At 62.5% G+C, this 20264-nt stretch carries 15 protein-coding genes; 5 read left to right on the top strand and 10 right to left on the bottom strand.

Features of this window, described 5'->3' with window-relative positions; all coding sequences use genetic code 11:
* Positions 1-3: 3 nt before the first annotated feature.
* Positions 4-780 carry a fructosamine kinase family protein gene (locus IPJ61_RS14630; RefSeq protein WP_297109056.1) on the bottom strand — a complete coding sequence of 259 codons (777 nt, stop codon included), beginning with the start codon at positions 778-780 and terminating at the stop codon, positions 4-6.
* A gap of 176 nt (positions 781-956) precedes the next feature.
* Between IPJ61_RS14630 and IPJ61_RS14625 the strand changes: the two genes are divergently transcribed.
* The 3 genes from IPJ61_RS14625 to rfbB all read left to right on the top strand — a co-directional run bounded on the left by IPJ61_RS14625 (position 957) and on the right by rfbB (position 3044).
* Entirely contained in the window at positions 957-1193 is a 237-nt protein-coding gene (locus IPJ61_RS14625; RefSeq protein ID WP_297109053.1) for a type II toxin-antitoxin system Phd/YefM family antitoxin, read from the top strand.
* Positions 1184-1603 (top strand): PIN domain-containing protein, encoded by a 420-nt coding sequence (locus tag IPJ61_RS14620; RefSeq protein ID WP_297109050.1) that lies wholly within the window; start codon positions 1184-1186, stop codon positions 1601-1603. Before IPJ61_RS14625 ends, IPJ61_RS14620 begins: the two co-directional genes overlap by 10 nt.
* A gap of 442 nt (positions 1604-2045) precedes the next feature.
* Positions 2046-3044, top strand: a complete 999-nt coding sequence (gene rfbB, locus IPJ61_RS14615; RefSeq protein WP_297109047.1) for a dTDP-glucose 4,6-dehydratase — start codon at positions 2046-2048, stop codon at positions 3042-3044.
* A 64-nt stretch (positions 3045-3108) separates the two neighbouring features.
* Here the strand turns inward: rfbB and IPJ61_RS14610 are convergent, their stop codons facing one another.
* The 3 genes from IPJ61_RS14610 to IPJ61_RS14600 form a co-directional block, all read right to left on the bottom strand.
* Entirely contained in the window at positions 3109-4029 is a 921-nt protein-coding gene (locus IPJ61_RS14610; RefSeq protein WP_297109044.1) for a hypothetical protein, read from the bottom strand.
* 108 nt (positions 4030-4137) lie between these two features.
* A complete protein-coding gene (locus IPJ61_RS14605) occupies positions 4138-4437 on the bottom strand; it encodes a hypothetical protein (RefSeq protein WP_297109041.1) in 300 nt (99 codons plus the stop codon).
* A gap of 43 nt (positions 4438-4480) precedes the next feature.
* Positions 4481-5752 (bottom strand): IS256 family transposase, encoded by a 1272-nt coding sequence (locus IPJ61_RS14600; RefSeq protein WP_459251309.1) that lies wholly within the window; start codon positions 5750-5752, stop codon positions 4481-4483.
* A 343-nt stretch (positions 5753-6095) separates the two neighbouring features.
* Here IPJ61_RS14600 and IPJ61_RS14595 point away from each other — a divergent pair, with 343 nt between their 5' ends.
* Together IPJ61_RS14595 and IPJ61_RS14590 are read left to right on the top strand one after the other, a co-directional pair.
* Positions 6096-6638, top strand: coding sequence for an NUDIX hydrolase (locus tag IPJ61_RS14595; protein ID WP_297109035.1), 543 nt, complete (start codon positions 6096-6098; stop codon positions 6636-6638).
* A gap of 64 nt (positions 6639-6702) precedes the next feature.
* Positions 6703-7935 (top strand): hypothetical protein, encoded by a 1233-nt coding sequence (locus IPJ61_RS14590; RefSeq protein ID WP_297109010.1) that lies wholly within the window; start codon positions 6703-6705, stop codon positions 7933-7935.
* Between the two features lie 415 nt (positions 7936-8350).
* Here the strand turns inward: IPJ61_RS14590 and IPJ61_RS14585 are convergent, their stop codons facing one another.
* The 6 genes from IPJ61_RS14585 to IPJ61_RS14560 all read right to left on the bottom strand — a co-directional run bounded on the left by IPJ61_RS14585 (position 8351) and on the right by IPJ61_RS14560 (position 20035).
* Positions 8351-11062, bottom strand: a complete 2712-nt coding sequence (locus IPJ61_RS14585; RefSeq protein WP_297109007.1) for a PKD domain-containing protein — start codon at positions 11060-11062, stop codon at positions 8351-8353.
* Positions 11059-11310: a PKD domain-containing protein gene (locus IPJ61_RS14580; protein ID WP_297109003.1), complete on the bottom strand. Its 252-nt coding sequence runs from the start codon at positions 11308-11310 to the stop codon at positions 11059-11061. Before IPJ61_RS14580 ends, IPJ61_RS14585 begins: the two co-directional genes overlap by 4 nt.
* Before the next feature lie 209 nt (positions 11311-11519).
* On the bottom strand, positions 11520-15947 hold the full coding sequence (locus IPJ61_RS14575) for a PKD domain-containing protein (RefSeq protein ID WP_297109000.1): 4428 nt from the start codon (positions 15945-15947) through the stop codon (positions 11520-11522).
* A 128-nt stretch (positions 15948-16075) separates the two neighbouring features.
* Complete coding sequence (locus tag IPJ61_RS14570; RefSeq protein ID WP_297108996.1) at positions 16076-17578, bottom strand: oligosaccharide flippase family protein; 1503 nt, start codon at positions 17576-17578, stop codon at positions 16076-16078.
* Between the two features lie 159 nt (positions 17579-17737).
* Positions 17738-19051, bottom strand: a complete 1314-nt coding sequence (locus IPJ61_RS14565) for an O-antigen ligase family protein (RefSeq protein ID WP_297108993.1) — start codon at positions 19049-19051, stop codon at positions 17738-17740.
* 156 nt (positions 19052-19207) lie between these two features.
* Entirely contained in the window at positions 19208-20035 is an 828-nt protein-coding gene (locus IPJ61_RS14560; RefSeq protein ID WP_297108990.1) for a GumC domain-containing protein, read from the bottom strand.
* Positions 20036-20264 lie beyond the last annotated feature (229 nt).

Here is a 20264-nt window from a genome sequence, read left to right as displayed (position 1 = left end):
TCATCACCGCACCAGCCATGCGGCAATATCCAAGGCCCTCGGGATGTACGACCCCTGGAAGAGCACCACGTGGACGAGGAGCTTGTGGAATTGGTGGACGGGGACGCGTTCGCGCCAGCCGTCGGCGAGGGGGCTGACGTCGACGTAGCCGGCGATGGTGGCGTCGAGATGGGGCGACCCGAACAGCGCCAGGTCTGCCAGGTCTGTTTCGGCATGGCCGCCGTGGGCGCAGGCGTCGATCATGGTGCCGACGGTGTGGTTGCCCTGGCTGGCCCACACCACGTTGCCGCCCCATAGGTCGCCGTGGACGCGCGCGACTTCCGGGCAGCGCGCGGGCTGCGGCGCGTCGAATCGTCCGGAGCCGATGACGTCGCATGCCTTGTGCAGCAGCTCGCTGTGGTCGTCGTGGAGGAAGTCGGCGAACTCGACGTAGGGCCTTGTCCGAGCCTCGGCGAAGAACTCACCGAAGGTGGTCCATCGGGGTTCGTCGACGGCGGGCGCCGGCAGGTTGGCGAGAGTCAGGTCCTTCGCCGCGACACCCGGCGGGGGTTGCCCCCACCAATTGGCGCCGGCGGCATGGGTGATCGCGAGGCCTCGGCCAAACGCGGCGGCGTCCTCCCTTGAGGGGATGCCGGGGTCCATGAGAGCAGTGGTGAGCCAGGTGGTGCTGACGCTCCGGAGCTTGGCGACGGCGGCGCCGTCGACGGCGGCCAGCCACCGGAGGCTGCCCGCCTCTGTCGCGATGGCCTGCCTGCTCCCGATCTTCTGGAACGTCTCCATGGCGCCCTACATCCCGCGCCCCGACGATCGACGCCGGGGAGGGCGTCTCGTGCCGGTGCCTCCGGCCAGGGCAATGCCGCGCATGTCCGATTTTCCCATACACGGCGGCGGGTCGGCGCAATTGTAGACAATTTTCTACCACGAGGTACTCTATGGGTATGACTCAGACAGTTCCCGTGGGCAAGCTGCGCCAGAACCCCACCGAGTATCTACAAGCGGTTGCCGAAGGCGAAAGCTTCGTGATCACCAGTCACCGTCGACCGGTGGCTGATCTCGTGCCACACCGCGGCGAGCCCGGGATCTCCGGAGCCGACTTGATGCGTCGCCTGACGAAGACCCATCGTGACGACAGCTGGCTGGAAGAGCTGGCTGCGGACCGCGCGAACACGACATGGAGCGATCCGTGGAGCTGACCGACAGGTCAGCGGCATTGCTGGACACATCCGTGCTAATCGCCCTCACGCAGGAGGGGCGGACGCTTGATCTCGGTTCTTACAAGCGGCTCTACGTGTCGTCGGTGAGCTACGCGGAGCTCCGCCTCGGTGTGGCGTGCGCCAGCGACGCAGAGTCGGCAGTATCCCGGTATTCGGCGCTGGAGGACATCGTCTCCCTCTTCGGGGAAGGCCTTCCTTTCGACGACCACGCAGCCGTGGAGTTTGGCCGCATTCTGCAGGCGGTGGTCCGACGCAAGGGCGGCCCTCGGGCACACATGAACGACCGGATGATCGCGGCCATCGCCGCATCCCGACGGCTACCCCTGCTGACCTTGAACGCGTCGGACCTCGTCGGGATGGAAAGCCATCTCGAGGTAATCGCTCTGTAGCCTTGATGCCCCGATGGCCGAACGGTGGCACAGCATCTGACGAAGTAGTGGAGGACCCAACGCTCTCTCGCTGGAATCTTCGCCGACTCGACGCTCCCCGAGCGCCTATGGTTCCACAGGCGCACCGCAACCTGGAGTCATTAGGTATTGAGCCGTGGCCCGGTCTGCCGGCGGCGCAGAACCAGTGGGCCGCGCTCGACGATGGGATCACCGCCCCGGCTCTCGCATGGTTCCGCAGACGGGGAACACCCTTCGTCGCCCCGTAGACTCTCCCGCGCGCGGGTGAGAGATGACCCCGTTCACCGAGGACCTCGTCAACTTCCGTAGACTCTCCCGCGCGCGGGTGAGAGACTCACATCCATGTCAGGCCGCAAAGACACCGTCTATCGGCTGACGCAGCACGCCGCGCCTGCCTGAGTGAGCAACAGAATAGACTCCCGGCATGTCGAAGCTACTCGTCACCGGCGGAGCCGGGTTCATCGGTAGCAACTTTGTCCGCCAGGTTCTCCGGGACACCGACCATAACGTCACGGTCCTCGACGCACTCACCTACGCAGGCAACGAGACCTCGCTACACGGGCTACCGGTGTCGCGCTTCCGGCTCGTTGAGGGCTCGATCTGCGACTCGGCCCTGGTCAACGACCTCGTCGGCTCGCACGACGTCACCGTCCACTTCGCGGCCGAATCCCACAACGACAACTCGCTGAACGACCCGTCCCCGTTCATCCAGACGAATCTCGTAGGTACGTTCGAACTCCTCGAGGCCATCCGCAAGCACGAGAAGCGCTACCACCACGTCTCCACCGACGAGGTCTATGGCGATCTTGAGCTCGACGACCCGGCCAAGTTCACCGAGACCACACCGTACAACCCCTCCAGCCCGTACTCCGCGTCGAAGGCAGGCTCGGACCTGCTCGTCCGCGCCTGGGTGCGGAGTTTCGGCGTCCAGGCCACCATCAGCAACTGCTCGAACAACTACGGGCCGTACCAGCACGTCGAGAAGTTCATCCCGCGACAGATCACCAACGTGATCGACGGCGTTCGTCCCCGCCTCTACGGAGCCGGGCTGAACGTCCGCGACTGGATCCACGTCGACGACCACAACGCCGCCGTGCTCGACATCATCGACCGCGGCCAGATCGGCGAGACCTACCTGATCGGCGCTGACGGCGAGAAGAACAACAAGACCGTCATCGAGCTGATCCTCACCCTGATGGGGCAGCCGGCCGACGCCTACGACCACGTCGACGACCGCGCCGGCCATGACCTGCGATATGCGATCGACGCCACCCGCCTCCGCGACGAGCTCGGCTGGCGTCCGCGTTACGCCGACTTCGAGTCCGGCCTGGCAGCAACCATCGAGTGGTACCAGGCGAACGAGGCGTGGTGGCGGCCCATGAAGGCCACGACCGAGGCGACGTACGCGAAGACCGGTCAGTGATGGCAGGCTCCTCGCGGCCTCCCTGTCCGACGGCTCCCTCGGGGGGGCCCGCTGCCGGAACTCCTCAAGACTCAGGCACTTCCAGCTCCAGAACCTGCTCGGCTCGGACGCCCTCCTCGTCGGTAACCGCGATGTTGATGGTTGCCACCCCGCCTGGGACGCAATCAACTGCAGCCCAGTAGGACTGGTACTCAGGAAGGTCGCCGTGCGGATTGATGCTCAGCCCTGCCGAGAGCAGGTTGTAGTTCGGGTCCGAAGCGGGGGTGAACTCGATGTTTGCAGTGCTGTCTGGCGTGAATCCGGTGGCTGTCACACCAACCCTCAGCCCGCCGTCGGCACAGATATCACTTGAGCCGTCGTACCCGACCGTCAGACGGGCCAGGCCAGTAGCCTGAGGACGCCAGCTCCCCGACGTGATCCAGGTGCTGACAGGTGGCGTTTCCGAATCGCTTACTACCGTGAAGGATGCCTCCACGACGGCGCCCGAAATGTCCGTGAATCGGAGGACCAAGTCGCCGTCATTTCCCCAAATATCGTCAGTGCGTTCTGGAAACCACTGAAAGTCGTACGCGAACAGCCCGCGATTATCGGCGTACACAACGTCGCTGAAGTAGCCTGCTTCGCCGTCGGCCCTCTCCAACTCAGCCCGCACAAGCGAGTGAGACGTGAACCCCACGCCGCCCACGTTGACGGCCACGGGCTCACCTCTATTGGTGATCGTCTCGATATCGGCAGACACCCAGGGGCTTAAGCCGTCTGACTCCAGCCCAACCGGCGGAGCAAGGCTGCGTACCTCCACGGTCGGACGATCCGACGGCGCGTCAGTCGTCAGATCACCGTCGGCGTCAACCCCATCGCCTTGCAGAGGGGTCTCTGCCGTAGCCAGATCCTCCCCCGGCTCGTCCGAGAAGTCGTCGCTGCCCGTCTCGATTGCCGCTGGCTCCATACCCTCCGGCATCTCGTCAACGTCGTTCACGATGATCATGGTCGTATCCCCGAGGGGGGTGATCTCGATCAGAGGTAGGTCGATTCTCATCCGCGATGGCCCGTCGGACCAGACGTTGATGTGCTGCCCGTAGCGAGCGAAGTCGATCTAAAACGCATCCTCGCTGCTATTGCCCCGTCCGGACAGAATGGTAAGGAACAGCGCATCATCGGAGTCGTTCAGAACCGCGTCCTCGACTGCGGCTTCGAGCTCGAACCGCCCAATCGGCGTGATCACGGAATACTCCCCCGCAACCGCCCACTCACCACGGGTATTGACAGAGAAAGAGATCGGAAGCCCCAGCGGCTGATACTTGCCAGTCACGACGAGCTCACAGCCAGTAGCACCCAGAACTACTCCGACGGCGACGATAATGCCGAGCACGCGGCGAACAAGACGGATGATCATGGAAGGCCCTCGGGGACTGTCAAGTTTTCGGTGTAAGTCATGGTTAGTGGTTGTGGGCGGACAGTCGGCCGTTGAAGGTGATGTCGAAGGCGTTGAGGGCGCCCTTCCAGCGTTGGGTCCACCGGGCCCGTCCCTTGCCGGTCGGGTCGAGCGCCATCACGGCGAGGTACACGCACTTGAGCGCGGCCTGCTCGTTCGGGAAGTGCCCACGGGCCTTCACCGCTTTCCGGATCCTGGCGTTCACGGACTCGATCGCGTTGGTGGTGCACACGATCCGGCGGATCTCGCGGTCGAACTGCAAGAACGGAACGAACTCCGCCCAGGCGTTCTCCCACAACCTGACGATCGCCGGATACTTGGCGCCCCAGGCGTCTTGGAAGTCGAGGAACCGGTCCTCGGCCTCGCTGAGGGTCGCGGCCTGGTAGATGGGTTTCAGGCTGCGGCTGATCTTGTCCCAGTCCTGACGGGCGGCGTACTTGAAGCTGTTCCGCATCAGGTGCACGATGCAGGTCTGCACGATGGTGGCCGGCCACACCGTGTTCACGCTGTCGGGTAGGCCGGTGAGTCCGTCACACACCAGCATCAACACGTCTTGGACACCGCGGTTCTTGATCTCGGTGAGCACTTGGAGCCAGTACTTCGCGCCCTCGCCGCCGTCGCCGATCCACAGGCCGAGGATGTCGCGGTTGCCCTCGCTGGTGACCGCGAGCGCGACGTAGATGGGCCGGTTCGCGACTTGGCCGTCGCGGACCTTCACATGGATCGCGTCGATGAACACCACTGGGTACACCGGATCCAGGGGGCGGTTCTGCCAGGCGGTCATGCCGTCGAGGACCTTGTCGGTGATCGTCGAGATCGTGGTCTTCGACACCTCCGACCCGTACACATCGGCCAGGTGTGCACTGATGTCGCCGTGGGTCATGCCACGGGCCGATAGCGACAACACGATGTCCTCGATCGCGCCGAGTCGGCGCTGTCGCTTCGCGACGATCTGGGGTGTGAACGTGCCGGCCCTATCCCGCGGGACATCGATGATGACCGGTCCGGCCTTGCTGACCACGGTCTTCGACCGCGTCCCATTGCGGGCGTTTCCATCCGCCGAGGCGCCGCGTTCGTGCTTGTCGTAGCCGAGGTGGTCGGTGATCTCGCCGTCCAGCGCGGACTCCACCACCAGCTTGGTCAGCTCGGCCAGCAGACCGTTCTCGCCATCGATCGACAAGCCCTTGCCACGGGCATCAGCGACGAGCTGCGCAACCAACGATCGGTCAACAACCGGCTGCGGGGAAGGGGTGCTCACAGGCAGTTCCTCGGGCATCGCACTCAAGGCCAGGGCGGCCGTGTCTACAGGGGTACTCATCTTGTAACTCCTTGATCCGAGTTACGCCGTTGACCGTACAGTCCCGGCCCTCGCGATCCTGGATAGCGGCGGTCTGACGGACGACGCCTTCGATTTCCCGAGAGGCGTGCTGGCCGGGCGAGCTGGAGACGAGGAAAAGCCTACTGGACGGTTCACCACGAGCTCAGTTGGCCCTTCCCTCGCGCGGCCCGGCCGCGCGACCGCAGCCGTTGCCGCCTACGGTTGCTGTATCGCGCTGCTCAGCATCGCCGATGAAAGTGTTGAACACACCCGGGGCCTTGCCCCCGGTATGCTCCGAAATATGGAGAGACTTGTGTTTGTACACCCTCCTTGGGCGAGTGTCTTCATCGACGGCGCGGACGATACCCACCCCGGGTACCTCAGGATCCGGGAACGAGATGGTCGTCCCGGCGCGGTGATCCTGGCTGTCCGCGACAGTCAGATCGCCATGGTGGAGGTCTATCGCAGGCCGCTCGGGCGCACACTCCTTGAGCTTCCCCGTGGATTCCGAGACGACGGCGAGACCCTTGAGCAGGCTGCGTGCCGGGAGCTCGCCGAGGAGACTGGGCTTGCGGTGGGGTCGGAGCGCCTGATCACCCTGGGCGCGGTGGCGCCCAACGCGGGTGTACTGGAGTCCATCGTCGAGTTGTTCCTGGTCGTCGTGCCCGATGATGTAGACCCGTTGCTTCCATCCGATCGAGAGGTCGGTGCGGCCCGCTGGATGCCAGTCTCGGAGGTGTTGCGTCTCGCCGCCGAGGGGGCGATCATCGATTCTTTCACGTTGGCGGCGCTGCTGCGTGCCCTTACCCGCGGTCTTCTGTCTGGAGTAAGCATCGATGCCTAGGGTCGCCCGTACGAACGACCGGGTGTTGCTCGCAGAGTTCGACAGCACCCAGCAGCGTGCGGGGATGAGCGGACCGGACTGGCTGGCGGAGTTCCGGAACCGTGACAGCCCGGTTCTCAGAGCGGCGCTCGGGAAGCTGCGCCTGGAGGCGCTGCTCTCGGAGCGGATCGTCGTCACAGATGCGCAGGCGCTCGATGGCAGGTTGCTGCTAGGGCTGGCCTCGTCCGGACTACTGAAGACGCTGCGTACCGATCCAGAGCGGCCGATTCCGATCGAGTTGCGCGCACGAGCGGCGACCGTGGACGCAACGGTCGCCGCGATGCATCAGCCCCAGACCGGCCAGGGATTTCAGTCATCGTTTCTCTCAAACGGCGAGGGTGTGTCCCGGGCGATGACGAGGTCCGGCTGCCGGGAACGGCAGGAGTACTCAGACGAGGGCATTCTCACCCGCTTGGCACACTCCGGAGCCGAGGACACTGAGCTTGAAGCTCTGGCGGAGGGTTGGACCAAACTGGCCGAACTCATCGACGCGAAGGTACTGCCGGCTGCGACCTGGGACCAGAGTCGGCTCTGGTCGGAGGCGTCGGACCTCTCAGATAGATTCCTGCCGGTCTCGGACCTCGCGGCTGCTTTCGCTCAGGACGACGCCGAGGCCGCCTTCATGCGGGACCTGGGCAGGGAGACCAAGCGGAGCGTTTTCTTGGATCGCCTCGGCTTCTGGGACGGGCGGAGGGACATCGCGGAGAAACTCGAGTTCTGGTTCTCCGAGAGGTACAACCGAGCGATCGCTTTCCAGCACCATGCCGACTATCGCAGCATCCACAGCAGCACGAAGGACGGCATCTACTTCAGCGATACGGAGTGGTCCATCGGCGGCCGCAGGGCAACCGAGATCGAGCTTCCCGCGGGCTCCCTGGAGCGGCTCGGCGAGCTCACGACCAGCGAATGGCAGCGGGGCTACTCGCACGTGAGCAGCCCTGGTGTCACGAGCAGCATCGTTGCCTGGTGGAAATATGGGGACGTCGCTAGTCTGCAGCGATCGCTCGCACATGTCGTGCGTGAGTGGGGCCTCTCCGATCCAGATCCTCGGGCCACTCACTCGAGGTTCGCTCCCATCATCACATTCGGCACGAGCCTCCTCGCCCCGGTCGCGACGCTCCCGCTCGAACCCGATCCGTTCGGCTATGTTGCTACTGTCCTGCTCACGCTGGGCGCGACCCTCCCTCAACTGCTAACGACTCGGGATGCTGAGATCACCTGTGCAGTGACCGACTACCTGGACGACGTCGCTACCTAGATGGGGGCACCTGTCTGCCGGATTCTGCCGCTCGCTGCCGCGTGCGGTATTTGCTTGTCTGAACTTGTGGCGCTGTTTGACACCGGCGACCGCGCCAACGAGCCGACGGACTGCGAGCACCTGATAGCGGCCTTCGACCTGACATCGCCCTTGACTCCTCTGATCGCAGCGGTCCAGTGTCGGCGACGCTCGTGGCAACTCCGCCTGAAATTGACTGCCTGGCGTCGGGTGAATTTCGGCCCCCTTGGCGGCCGGTGAACCGCCCCGGGGTGTGGTGGAGGGTCGGATTCCCGAGAGGATGGGGATTGGCAAGTCGGCCGTAAGCCAGCTTCGATCGCGGCCGTGAAGCTAGAGGGGTCCGTCCTGCAGACTGCAGGACGGACCCCGAGCGGTGCCTTAGTAAGGCCGATGTCGCTTAACTGACGACCGTGAGGTCGGCGGTTACTGCGATCGTCAGGTCCGGAGTCGACCGATAGTTCACATGCGACTCAACCGCGATCACGTTGATGCCATCAACCAGCAGGCTCACCGGCACCGACACGACCAACGGCGAGGCCTGAGCTGCCGTCACACGCCGCGCAGAGTCAGCGAACGTCAAGTAAGTGACCGCACCCGATCCGAGGTTGTCACGCCCAACTTCCACACCGTTCACGTACACCACGGCACCATCATCAGCAAGCACAGACAACGACAACGCCGTCACCGCAGCCGAATCCAAAACCTCGAAGGTCGTACGCGCATACGCGGCCCGAGGACGATCAGTAGCGACCGCCGGCGGGTTGAGGTTCGTGCCCACGACCGAAGAACCGTAGCCAATCGGACCCGCACCAGTGGACCAAGCCACGTCACTAAACGTGCGCTGCGCCCAATCCGTAGGCGGAGCCGACAGCTGGTAAAGGTACGACCACGACGACCCGGAGTTCACGACCCGAGTAGTAACCGGCTCACCCACAGGCTCCGTCACCGTCACAGAACTCGTAGAGGTGCTGCTCGCACCACCATTGTCAGTCACCGTGACCGTCACCGGGTAAGTACCCGCAGCCGCATACGTGTGAGAAACCTTCTCACCCGTCACCGCCGCAGAGTTGTCACCGAAGTCCCACGACACCGAAGCAATCGAACCATCCGGATCCGACGAACCCGACGCATCAAACGATGCCTTAAGCCCCGCCACCGAATGCGTGAACGACGCAGACGGAGCGATATTTGGAGTGCCGTTACCTGGTTCCATCGTCGTGAGGTCGGCGGTTACTGCGATCGTCAGGTCCGGAGTCGACCGATAGTTCACATGCGACTCAACCGCGATCACGTTGATGCCATCAACCAGCAGGCTCACCGGCACCGACACGACCAACGGCGAGGCCTGAGCTGCCGTCACACGCCGCGCAGAGTCAGCGAACGTCAAGTAAGTGACCGCACCCGATCCGAGGTTGTCACGCCCAACTTCCACACCGTTCACGTACACCACGGCACCATCATCAGCAAGCACAGACAACGACAACGCCGTCACCGCAGCCGAATCCAAAACCTCGAAGGTCGTACGCGCATACGCGGCCCGAGGACGATCAGTAGCGACCGCCGGCGGGTTGAGGTTCGTGCCCACGACCGAAGAACCGTAGCCAATCGGACCCGCACCAGTGGACCAAGCCACGTCACTAAACGTGCGCTGCGCCCAATCCGTAGGCGGAGCCGACAGCTGGTAAAGGTACGACCACGACGACCCGGAGTTCACGACCCGAGTAGTAACCGGCTCACCCACAGGCTCCGTCACCGTCACAGAACTCGTAGAGGTGCTGCTCGCACCACCATTGTCAGTCACCGTGACCGTCACCGGGTAAGTACCCGCAGCCGCATACGTGTGAGAAACCTTCTCACCCGTCACCGCCGCAGAGTTGTCACCGAAGTCCCACGACACCGAAGCAATCGAACCATCCGGATCCGACGAACCCGACGCATCAAACGATGCCTTAAGCCCCGCCACCGAATGCGTGAACGACGCAGAGGGAGGCTGGTTGGCGGGCTGGTCTGATACAACAACCGGCTGAGTCGAGACACCAACAGCACCCTCATCATCAGTCACCGTGACCGTCACCTGGTACTCACCCGCAGCCGCATACGTGTGAGAAACCTTCTCACCCGTCACCGCCGCAGAATCGTCACCGAAGTCCCACGACACCGAAGCAATCGAACCATCCGGATCCGACGAACCCGACGCATCAAACTCCACATCCAGGTAGTCAGCCTCATACGTGAACGACGCAACCGGAGCCTGATTCGGAGGAACAACCACCGTCACCGACTGAGTCGAGACACCAACAGCACCCTCATCATCAGTCACCGTGACCGTCACCTGGTACTCACCCGCAGCCGCATACGTGTGAGAAACCTTCTCACCCGTCACCGCCGCAGAATCGTCACCGAAGTCCCACGACACCGAAGCAATCGAACCATCCGGATCCGACGAACCCGACGCATCAAACTCCACATCCAGGTAGTCAGCCTCATACGTGAACGACGCAACCGGAGCCTGATTCACCGGCACAGCGGCAACTGTGACCCACTGCTGAGCAGTACTGCTCACACCATCATCGTCAGTCACCGTGACCGTCACCTGGTAGCTGCCCTCCGCCGCGTACGTGTGAGAAACCTTCTCACCCGTCACCGCCGCAGAATCGTCACCGAAGTCCCACGATACCGAAGCAATCGAACCATCCGGATCCGACGAACCCGACGCATCAAACTCCACATCCAGGTAGTCAGCCTCATACGTGAACGACGCAACCGGAGCCTGATTCGGAGGAACAACCACCGTCACCGACTGAGTCGAGACACCAACAGCACCCTCATCATCAGTCACCGTGACCGTCACCTGGTAGCTGCCCGCAGCCGCATACGTGTGAGAAACCTTCTCACCCGTCACCGCCGCAGAATCGTCACCGAAGTCCCACGACACCGAAGCAATCGAACCATCCGGATCCGACGAACCCGACGCATCAAACTCCACATCCAGGTAGTCAGCCTCATACGTGAACGACGCAACCGGAGCCTGATTCGGAGGAACAACCACCGTCACCGACTGAGTCGAGACACCAACAGCACCCTCATCATCAGTCACCGTGACCGTCACCTGGTACTCACCGCAGCCGCATACGTGTGAGAAACCTTCTCACCCGTCACCGCCGCAGAATCGTCACCGAAGTCCCACGACACCGAAGCAATCGAACCATCCGGATCCGACGAACCCGACGCATCAAACTCCACATCCAGGTAGTCAGCCTCATACGTGAACGACGCAACCGGAGCCTGATTCACCGGCACAGCGGCAACTGTGACCCACTGCTGAGCAGTACTGCTCACACCATCATCGTCAGTCACCGTGACCGTCACCTGGTAGCTGCCCTCCGCCGCGTACGTGGAGAAACCTTCTCACCCGTCACCGCCGCAGAATCGTCACCGAAGTCCCACGACACCGAAGCAATCGAACCATCCGATCCGACGAACCCGACGCATCAAACTCCACATCCAGGTAGTCAGCCTCATACGTGAACGACGCAACCGGAGCCTGATTCGAGGAACAACCACCGTCACCGACTGAGTCGAGACACCAACAGCACCTCATCATCAGTCACCGTGACCGTCACCTGGTACTCACCTGCAGCCGCATACGTGTGAGAAACCTTCTCACCCGTCACCGCCGCAGAATCGTCACCGAAGTCCCACGACACCGAAGCAATCGAACCATCCGGATCCGACGAACCCGACGCATCAAACTCCACATCCAGGTAGTCAGCCTCATACGTGAACGACGCAACCGGAGCCCGGTTCGGAGTCAGAATCCCGATGCCGTAATGCCCGGCGACCTGCTCCGGAGACAGTGCGTACGAGTAGACCGCCGCCTCGTCAAGCAGCCCGCTGAAGTAGGCCGAACTCGACCCGTCCCAGACGCTATCTCCACCCACGCGCCAGTAGCCACTGTATGGCTGCGCCGACTTCTGCGGGTTCGTTCCTACCGAGACACCGTCGACGTACAAGATCATCCCGGCGTCGGATTGGGTAGCCACAAGATGGTGCCACTCGCCGTCGTTGTAGGCATCCGACGAGGTCACCGTATGCGCTTCGTTGACCCACACACCGAACACCAGACGGCCATCGTCGCGCATGTACACATGGCGGTCGTAGTTGTTGGACGTCCCCGACGAAGCGTTGCCAAAGCCGATCAGCTTGCCGCCAGAAGTGGTGGCCGTGCGGAACCAAACCTCAGCAGAGTAGATCGAAGGACCTGGGACGCTTGCGTTGGCGACGACGACGTCGTCCACCCCATCGAATTGGGCTGCATTCTGCAGTCGAATTCCGTCGGCGCCCAGGATTGTCCCTTGCTGGTAGGTTCCTGGTCGCAATCCGGTTCCGCTATCCGCAGCGTTGGTACCGCTCGTCTCTTCAAACTGCCAGTAGAGGTTAGGAGCATCATCGAACACGGCTCTGCCGTAAGCGTCGGCCGGGGGCTCAACTGTTGCCCCAACTTCCACATACCTTACCTTCACCGTGTTCGCGGCCGCATCGTCGGTTACACGTAGCGCAACCGCGTAAACGCCCTCGGTAGCGTAGGTATGTGTAGCGGATACCCCCGTTCCGGTGGTCCCGTCGCCAAAGTCCCAGACGAACGAAGTGATCGAGCCGTCTTCATCACTGGAACTCGAAGCATCGAACGCAACGGTCCGTCCAGTGACGTTATGGGTGAATGCCGGCTTGGGCGCCACGTTAGGTCCTGGCGTCCCGAGCAGGAAGTGATTCTCAACCTCGTCCGACGTCAGCGGAGTCGAGTAGATTGCGACCTCGTCGATCGAGCCATCGAAATACGAGGAACTTGCGCCTTCCCAGACTCGGTCGCCACCTACGCGCCAGTACCCCGTATTGGTCTCCGCGATTGCCTGCGGGTTAGTTCCTACAGCGACCCCATCGACGTAGAGCACGAGCCCCGACGCCGACTGCGACGCCACAACATGGTGCCAAGAACCATCGTTGTAGGCATTTGTCGAAGTGATCGTGTGGTAGCCACCGTTGTAGATCCCGTACACCAGGCGGCCATCGTTACGCATGAACACGTGCCGGTCGTAGCTCGAGGACAACCCTGTTGCGCTCGCGCCAAAACCGATGATCTTGCCGCCCTGGGTCGTGGTCGTCTTGAACCATGCCTCGGTGGAATAGACCTGCGGTGCAGGAATCTGCCTGCTAGCCACCACGACATCATTGACTCCGTCGAAGCGGGCACCTGCGTTGCCACGAAGCACGCCCGAAGCGCCCTGGATCACACCCTCACGGTAGATCGCGTGGTTGGCGTTGCCAGAGCCGTCTGCTGCCGCAGCCCCGGCCGCCTCGTCCAGTCTCCAATAGGCCCAAGGTGCCCGGTTGTACACCGCAGCGCCGTAGGGGTCGGCTGGGACTGGCTGCTCAAGGGTCACCGTCTGACGTGTCCGTGACCAAGCTCCAGTGGCGTCTGTCACGTAAAGCTCGATGTCATACGTTCCGCCACCGAGGTATCTATGCGTAACCGTAGGCGTGGATGCAGTCGTCCCATCTCCCAGCGTCCAGGCTCTAACCGTGGTCGGGGAATCATTCTCAGGGGAAGAGACGAGGGTCACGTCAAGGCCGTCAGACTCGATGGTGAACGCCGAGTTGGGTAGCTGCTTTCCTCCGGGAACCACAAGGACGGGGGTACTGGCTCCTAGGTTGCCAGCCGCGTCGACAGCGCGCACAAAGTACCGTTGCGCGCCATTGAGCGGAACCTGGAGTGAGGTAGTCGTCGAGATCCCAACCGCCCGGTCGTCCCGCAAGACCTGATAGGACGCCGCGCCAGCCACACTGTTCCAGGCGAGGGTAACCGAACTCGCGGTCGTACTGGCTACGCGGAGATTTCCTGGCACTCCCGGCGGTGTCGAGTCGGTCGCGTCAAACTTGACGAACCCCCCGTTCCATTGACTACTTGTCTGCGAGATTCGCGACCCAGTGAAATCGCCACCTGCCCACAGAGCGCCGTCATTCCCCACGAAGAGTCCCCATGCGCCAGCGTTACTGCTGTTGAGGAACGGCGGGCTGAAACTGGGAATATAGTCACCCGTCTCAGCATCCCACGCACCCACGAACTGGATCTTGTCTGCCTGGGTCCATCCAGCTGCCGGGGTGGGCCAGAGGTAAGCGTCCTGGTAGCTCCAGCTTCCACAGTGGCAGCCGCCGTAAACCACACCACTACCCTCCGCCAGCGCCTGGAAGTCTCCACCGCTGCCCAATGTGATGGATCCTGAACGCCGCGCAAGCGTGGCCGGGTCATATCCAAAGATCGAGTGCTCCGACCCTCCCACGTACACACGCGGTCCAGCATCAAGAATGGCCTGCTGGTAGCCGCTCCGGTCGCCGTTGCTCCACACCGTGTTCCAAGGCGCCACCAGTGGCGCGCCTGCGACCGCCTGGATCGCCGCGGCCTTGTTCGCAGCTCCCCCCGCGGTCATAGTGAAATAGCCCGCGGCGTAGTATCGCGATCCATCATCGCTCGCGTCCACCGAGACCACGGTGCCATCAAACGCCGGGTTAAAGGTGCGATCGGGCTGTCCTGTCGTCCAGTTGACCCTGGCTCCATGCCGCGCATACACGTTGTTGGCTCCACCGCCGCTGAGGTGAGTGAAAGCCCCGCCCAGGTAGACATAGTCGCCGGCCAATGAGAGCGAGCGAACCATCATTACACCGGAGGTAAGCCGGTTCTCGATGCTCAGATCCCAGCTCGTATCGCGCGCACCAGTCGCCGGATCCAGGAGGGCCGTGCCTAGCGCCGGTTCGCCATTCACGGTGGTGAACTCGCCACCCGCAAGGAGCTTTCCGTTGGGAAGCGCGACCAGCGCCTTCACCTGGTTATTAAATGTCGCAGAGAAGGATGAGATGAACTCACCAGTTGTCGCATTGAAGGCAGCCAAGCCGGCTCGCGGCGCGACGTTGCTGCCAGGCGACGATCCGCGCTGGACCGTCGTGTAGTTGCCTCCGACGTAAACCACGTTCCCGATCTGCGCAAACGCCTGGGCGGGCTGATTGCCCTCCGCGACACGACCATTCAGGTTGCCGGTGACGCCCCAAGGCGTCCGTGCAGCCCAGGAGGACGCCATCGCGCGCTGAGCGATAGCCGAAGTACCCGTGTCTGGAATCGCGGGAAAGTGCAGATCTGTCGACACGAGAGTGGGCCGGACGTACAGCTCGGCGTACGGCAGCGAGCCATTACCTGTAATCGAGTAGAGAAACGAGGTGTCGCTTGAGGAGCCCCCAGCGGCGCCTGTGCCGTAGCCAAAGCCTGCCCTCCAGCCCTGACGGCTGGAGAACTCGAACAGCACGCGATTCCAGTTGGAGTTGGTCCCAAACGAAGTGCTGGTTCCGGTCCCTGAACCGGAGCCGTCGAACGACGCCATCGTGATCGGGTGTGTGGCACCGAACGCCCATGACCAACGGTCGCGGTTGGGCATGGCGAAGCGCACGTTCTGCCACTGCGTGCCGGTGTCGTTCCGCGCGCGGACGATGCGAACCGCGTTGCCCAAGTCCTTGACGTTGCGACCATCGAGCAGCCCGTCGATGGTGTTGCTGGACAACTGAACAGTGCTGAAGCCGGAAGGCGTGCGGTTACGCGTCAGAAGCGCCGAGGGTTCACCTTGGCCGTGGTAGTAGGACTGCCAGTCGTTCCGACCCTTGCCCACCAGCACCCAACCACCGCCGTCGGTGGTCTGGTCACAGAAGAACTGTTGCGGAGTCTGCAACTTAGGCGTAAGCAACCAGTACGCACCGTCCGGTGCGTCCGGGTTGTTCTGCTTAATCTCGAAGCATGACGCTGCCGCCAGCTCTGAAGTTGACCCGTCACGAACGAGTCCGTCCGGTCCCTTGGTGGGGTTCTCCGCTGCAGCCGCGGTTGGCGCGCTGAGAATCCCTCCTCCAACAATCAAGCTCGCAGTCGCGAACACGGCAAGTACGCGTTTCAGGAACATCTTGGGCCCCCCCAGACGAAAAGACAGACCCTCCCCCGAAGGTCTCGCTCCGGAGTATACACATGATCTGCTTCGCGAAGGAATCGAGTAACGTCGACGACTGTAACGACGCCGTCAGGGTCCCTGGTTCAGCTAGCTGATGGTCTCCGCCCCACGATCGCCCGAAGGCCATCCAGGCGCAGTCGACGCCGAAACAGCATGCAGCCGATGAGATAGGCGCCGCCGCCGACAACCAAAGTCACCCCGAGCGCGAGCCAACTGGAGCCTAGAATGCCCCGCGCAACAGCACCGGCTACGCCGAAGGACCCCAGCGTCACTCCGAGGGCAAGTAGCACCTGGCCAGCCTGGAACCGTAGTCCGATGAAGGCCCGCACCTGGACCGATGCCAGGAGCGCATCGAGCAGCATCGATAGCGCCCAGGCCGCTGCGGCACCAGTGAGACCCCACACTGGAACAAGCACCAGATTGCCTGCGATGTTGACCGCGACGACCACCCCCTTGTTGAACGCCGCCCACCCGCTACGACCGGACATCAGCAGTACCGAATGAACGTTTCCAGCGAGGAAGGTGACGGCAGCCCCGACACACAGGATCCCGAGCGCCGCCGCGCCGGCCTCGAAGTCCGAGCCGAGGATCTTGAGAACAACCGGCGCGTAGAGGCCCAGAACCACATACAGCGGGCTAGCGAACAGCACAAGCCAAACGCTGGCCAGACCGTATAGCTCCTGTACCCCCTCTGAGTCCTTCTTGTGCAACAACGCACTGAGACGCGGGCCTACAACGACCCGGAGCGCCGAGTCGATCACGAGCCCCGCTTGAACAAACCGGCTTGCGCCGCCGTAGACGCCCGCCGCCGCGGGTCCCACCAGCGAGCCAACAATCAGCACGTCTAGCCACTGCAGCGTCTGTTCCAGGCCCGCCGACACCGTACGTGGGGCCGCAAACCGCACCAATGTCGGAGCATGCTCACGCAGCGACCCGCGCTCGTAACGAAGACCAGTCGGCCTAAGCCAGCGCGCGACGGCCACCACGAGCAAGACTGCAACCAACACGGACGGAGCAGCCCACGCGAGCGTGACCGTGACAAGCGAACTGGCGCTAGCCGCTGAGATCAACACCAGCGGGAGCCGAATAGCCGGCAGCGCAATATTTCCGAGCAGCACGTACGAGCGCACATTTCCCACGACTCGCAAGGCCGCACCCATCACCAACATCACGGCGCCCGCCGGGACGAACCAGGTTGCCGCCCGGACCACCGCTGCTACCTCGGGTTGACCAGCCCAGATCCATGGAACTATCAGTTGCGCCACAATCGTCGCGCCGGTGCTTATCGCGATGGTTAAGAGCACCATTGTGGATACGACTGTTGATGTCTCGCTCGCATTGCTCACAGCTACACGCGGCAGGAACCATATAGCCGTGGAGTCAAGACCGAACTTCGCCAGCGCGAGGACAATCGCGAACACGCTCATCGCCTGGAAAACCAAGCCGGCTCCCGAGTCGCCCAGAATACGAGCCATGCCAATCGTCAAAGCCAAGCCCAACACGGCGCTCATACTCGCACCGACAAAGCTCAGAGCTCCGCCGCGCGCAATCTCACCACGCGCAGACGCCCTGGAGTCGTCATTCACAAGTTCCTCCTACCAGACTAACCGACTCAATCCGACCACCGAAGCATGGCTAACACCCTCTATGAAGCGCACCTAGCCGGACCCACGATCGCCAGCCGCAACTGCCCATCGCATCAACCTTCGCACCTGACGCCTCCACCCGTTCATCGCCCGGCGTCGTTATCCCGGCTGATGCAGGGTCAACGCGCCACCGCGGTCGATCCCCTCGGAAACTTCGCCTCCCAACGGCCACCAGCGTCGGAGCTGGCTATCGCTCCGCTCGAGCAAAGCAACCGCCACCAGGCTGACATTCAAGCCCGTCATCATCCCGTAGTAAGTTGATTCGACGATCGTGGCCAGAACAACTCCGCCCAGCACCGCTCCCACTGGATCGCATCTGCGGATTGCTCGAACCCATACCAAGACCAGAAACGCGATAAATAAGGCCGCCCCGAGGAAACCATGGGAAAAAAGTACGGTCCACAACTGGCCTTGAGTCCCCAAGGAAGGAAACCATGGGCTAGGAGAAGGCCGAGGAGCTCCATAACCGAGGAGCGGTGAGCGAAGAACCTCCGCCACCGTCGCGCTGTAGAGATCGGCCCGATCCTCAGTCGACGTTGAAGTAGAGACGCGATTTACAAGACGGCCACCGAACGGGGAAAGAGCCACCGCCAGGCCGACAAGTCCGGCGCCAAATGTCGCTAACAACGCGGTCCGCACGGCACCTCGGCGGTATGTCTGCACCAGGTACCAGAGACCGACGACACCTAAACCGATATACATCCCGCGGTTAAGCGTCGCGGCCGCCGGCACAAGGGATGCGATAAGCAGACCTAGAACAGCCAGCCTCCGATTAGTTTTCCAGATAATCGTCAAATATACGACCGCGAGGGGAAGCACCAGTGAATAAACGTTGCCCCACGCATTAGCGTAGATAAAAGGAGCACTCGGACGCGGTGCTTGAACGATCCACGCGTCAGGGTTCCATTGCGTCGTCCTTCGCACAATCATTTCGGCAATGATATCGTTTGAGCGCAATGATGCCGGGACTAGCGAATATAGCGGCGTGACAAAAGTGAACAGGGGGGCCACCATAGCAAAATACCCGCCCGCCGTCATCACCGCTAGAAAGAAGGTGGCGACCCCGGTCACATACCGGACCGTAAGCGTGCGGATCGAATTGAATAAGTATACCGCCATCACAGTGGCGGCCGCATATAGCGTGAACCTATATACGGCTCCTATCGTCCGTCCAAACGTATTGATCGCCACGAACGAACAGAGCACCCAAGCGAGGAACAAAAACCACACGATCCCGACACGAGGCACGGTCACGCCTCTCGCTCTCGCGAGAACGGCAAACATAATGAGGGCTGCAATAGGCCAGATCAAGTCACCAACGCCCATGAACCACGCAACCGGATATCCAACAAACGGCAACGCAAATGGCCATTTCGGCAACGTGTCCGCAGACCAGCCGTACCGCAGAGGCATCAGCTTTCTACGTCCATAGGAGTTACCCGGCCGAGCGGCAAAGTCCGAACTATACGACATTACGATCGGAGAGCCACAGCTAGGCTCAACCACACAGCGGTCGCAGCTACCGCTACCGGACGGCTACCGCTGGAAACGGCCCTACAACGCAGAGAACTAGGCACGGGACGCTCCAGTTCCCTGTCGCCGATCGCCTTCCGGAAGTGCGTCGTCACGTCGTCGCGGCAACCCTTCGCTGCGGTCAGCCAGCACCACCCCCAGAATCTCCCTGCCTACTCCCGCGAGCATGGTGACAAGGTAGGCCACGTCCCGGCGATGAGAGCCGGGAGCCAATACGAGCACGACCGCCTCAGCATCCCTCGCACTCGCGAGCACGTCTGCGGTGCTTGCCACCGGAACGAGCCGAACATTCTTCCCGTTACCCACCTGCGAACTAACGAGCAACTGGGCGAGTGCCGCTGCTGCCGGATGATCTGCTGCTGCAACAACCACCGGTCCGCGACCCTCAACGGCAAACCCGAACAACTCCGATGCCGCGTTCCACCGCTCGGGCCCCAGCTCGCGCTCCGGAAGCCAGACTGGAAGATCCACCAGGTCCGCAAGCTGTTCGCCCGAAGTGACTCGCGAGAACCGCAAGTCCCGGAGGAGCGCACCAGCCAGGCCCACAAACAGTCCGCTCGCGAACCCTCCGGCCAACCACACTGTCGATCGTGGAGCTCGATCCACGCGGCTATTGATCGCCGGAGTGATGATATCACCGGCATTCTCAGAAAGTGTCACCAAGGAGGTCCGCTGAGTAACTAGCGCCGTGATTTCCTGCCGTGCTAGCTCCGCGCGCGCCGCGGCGTCCAGTCCGCCATTCTCCGCGAGGCCCGCCTTTACGTCTTGCGTAAGTATGTCAATCCGGCTGTCGATCGCAGCGGTAAGTGATGCGGCTAGGTCCCGGGCCTGAAGGCTCCGTACCTCAAGATAGGCGGTCGCCATCGAGTCCGCACACGTAATGGCTCGATCCGGTGACTCTGCCGTACATGCCAACGTCAGCACTGTCCCCTGCGGATCGGCAGTAGCCTGGGTGCTGCCCATCAGTTGGCTAGCGTTCCACTCACCGCCCAAATCATCGGCGGCAGCGCTAGCAGTGGTCCAGGACGTCGCAAGCTGCACCTCTGTCCCCATGTCAACCAGGCCGGAACTCGAACGACCAGACCCAAAAGGA

The organism is Tessaracoccus sp., from assembly GCF_016714275.1.
Taxonomy (GTDB): domain Bacteria; phylum Actinomycetota; class Actinomycetes; order Propionibacteriales; family Propionibacteriaceae; genus Arachnia.
This window is presented reverse-complemented; position numbering and strand designations above follow the sequence as displayed.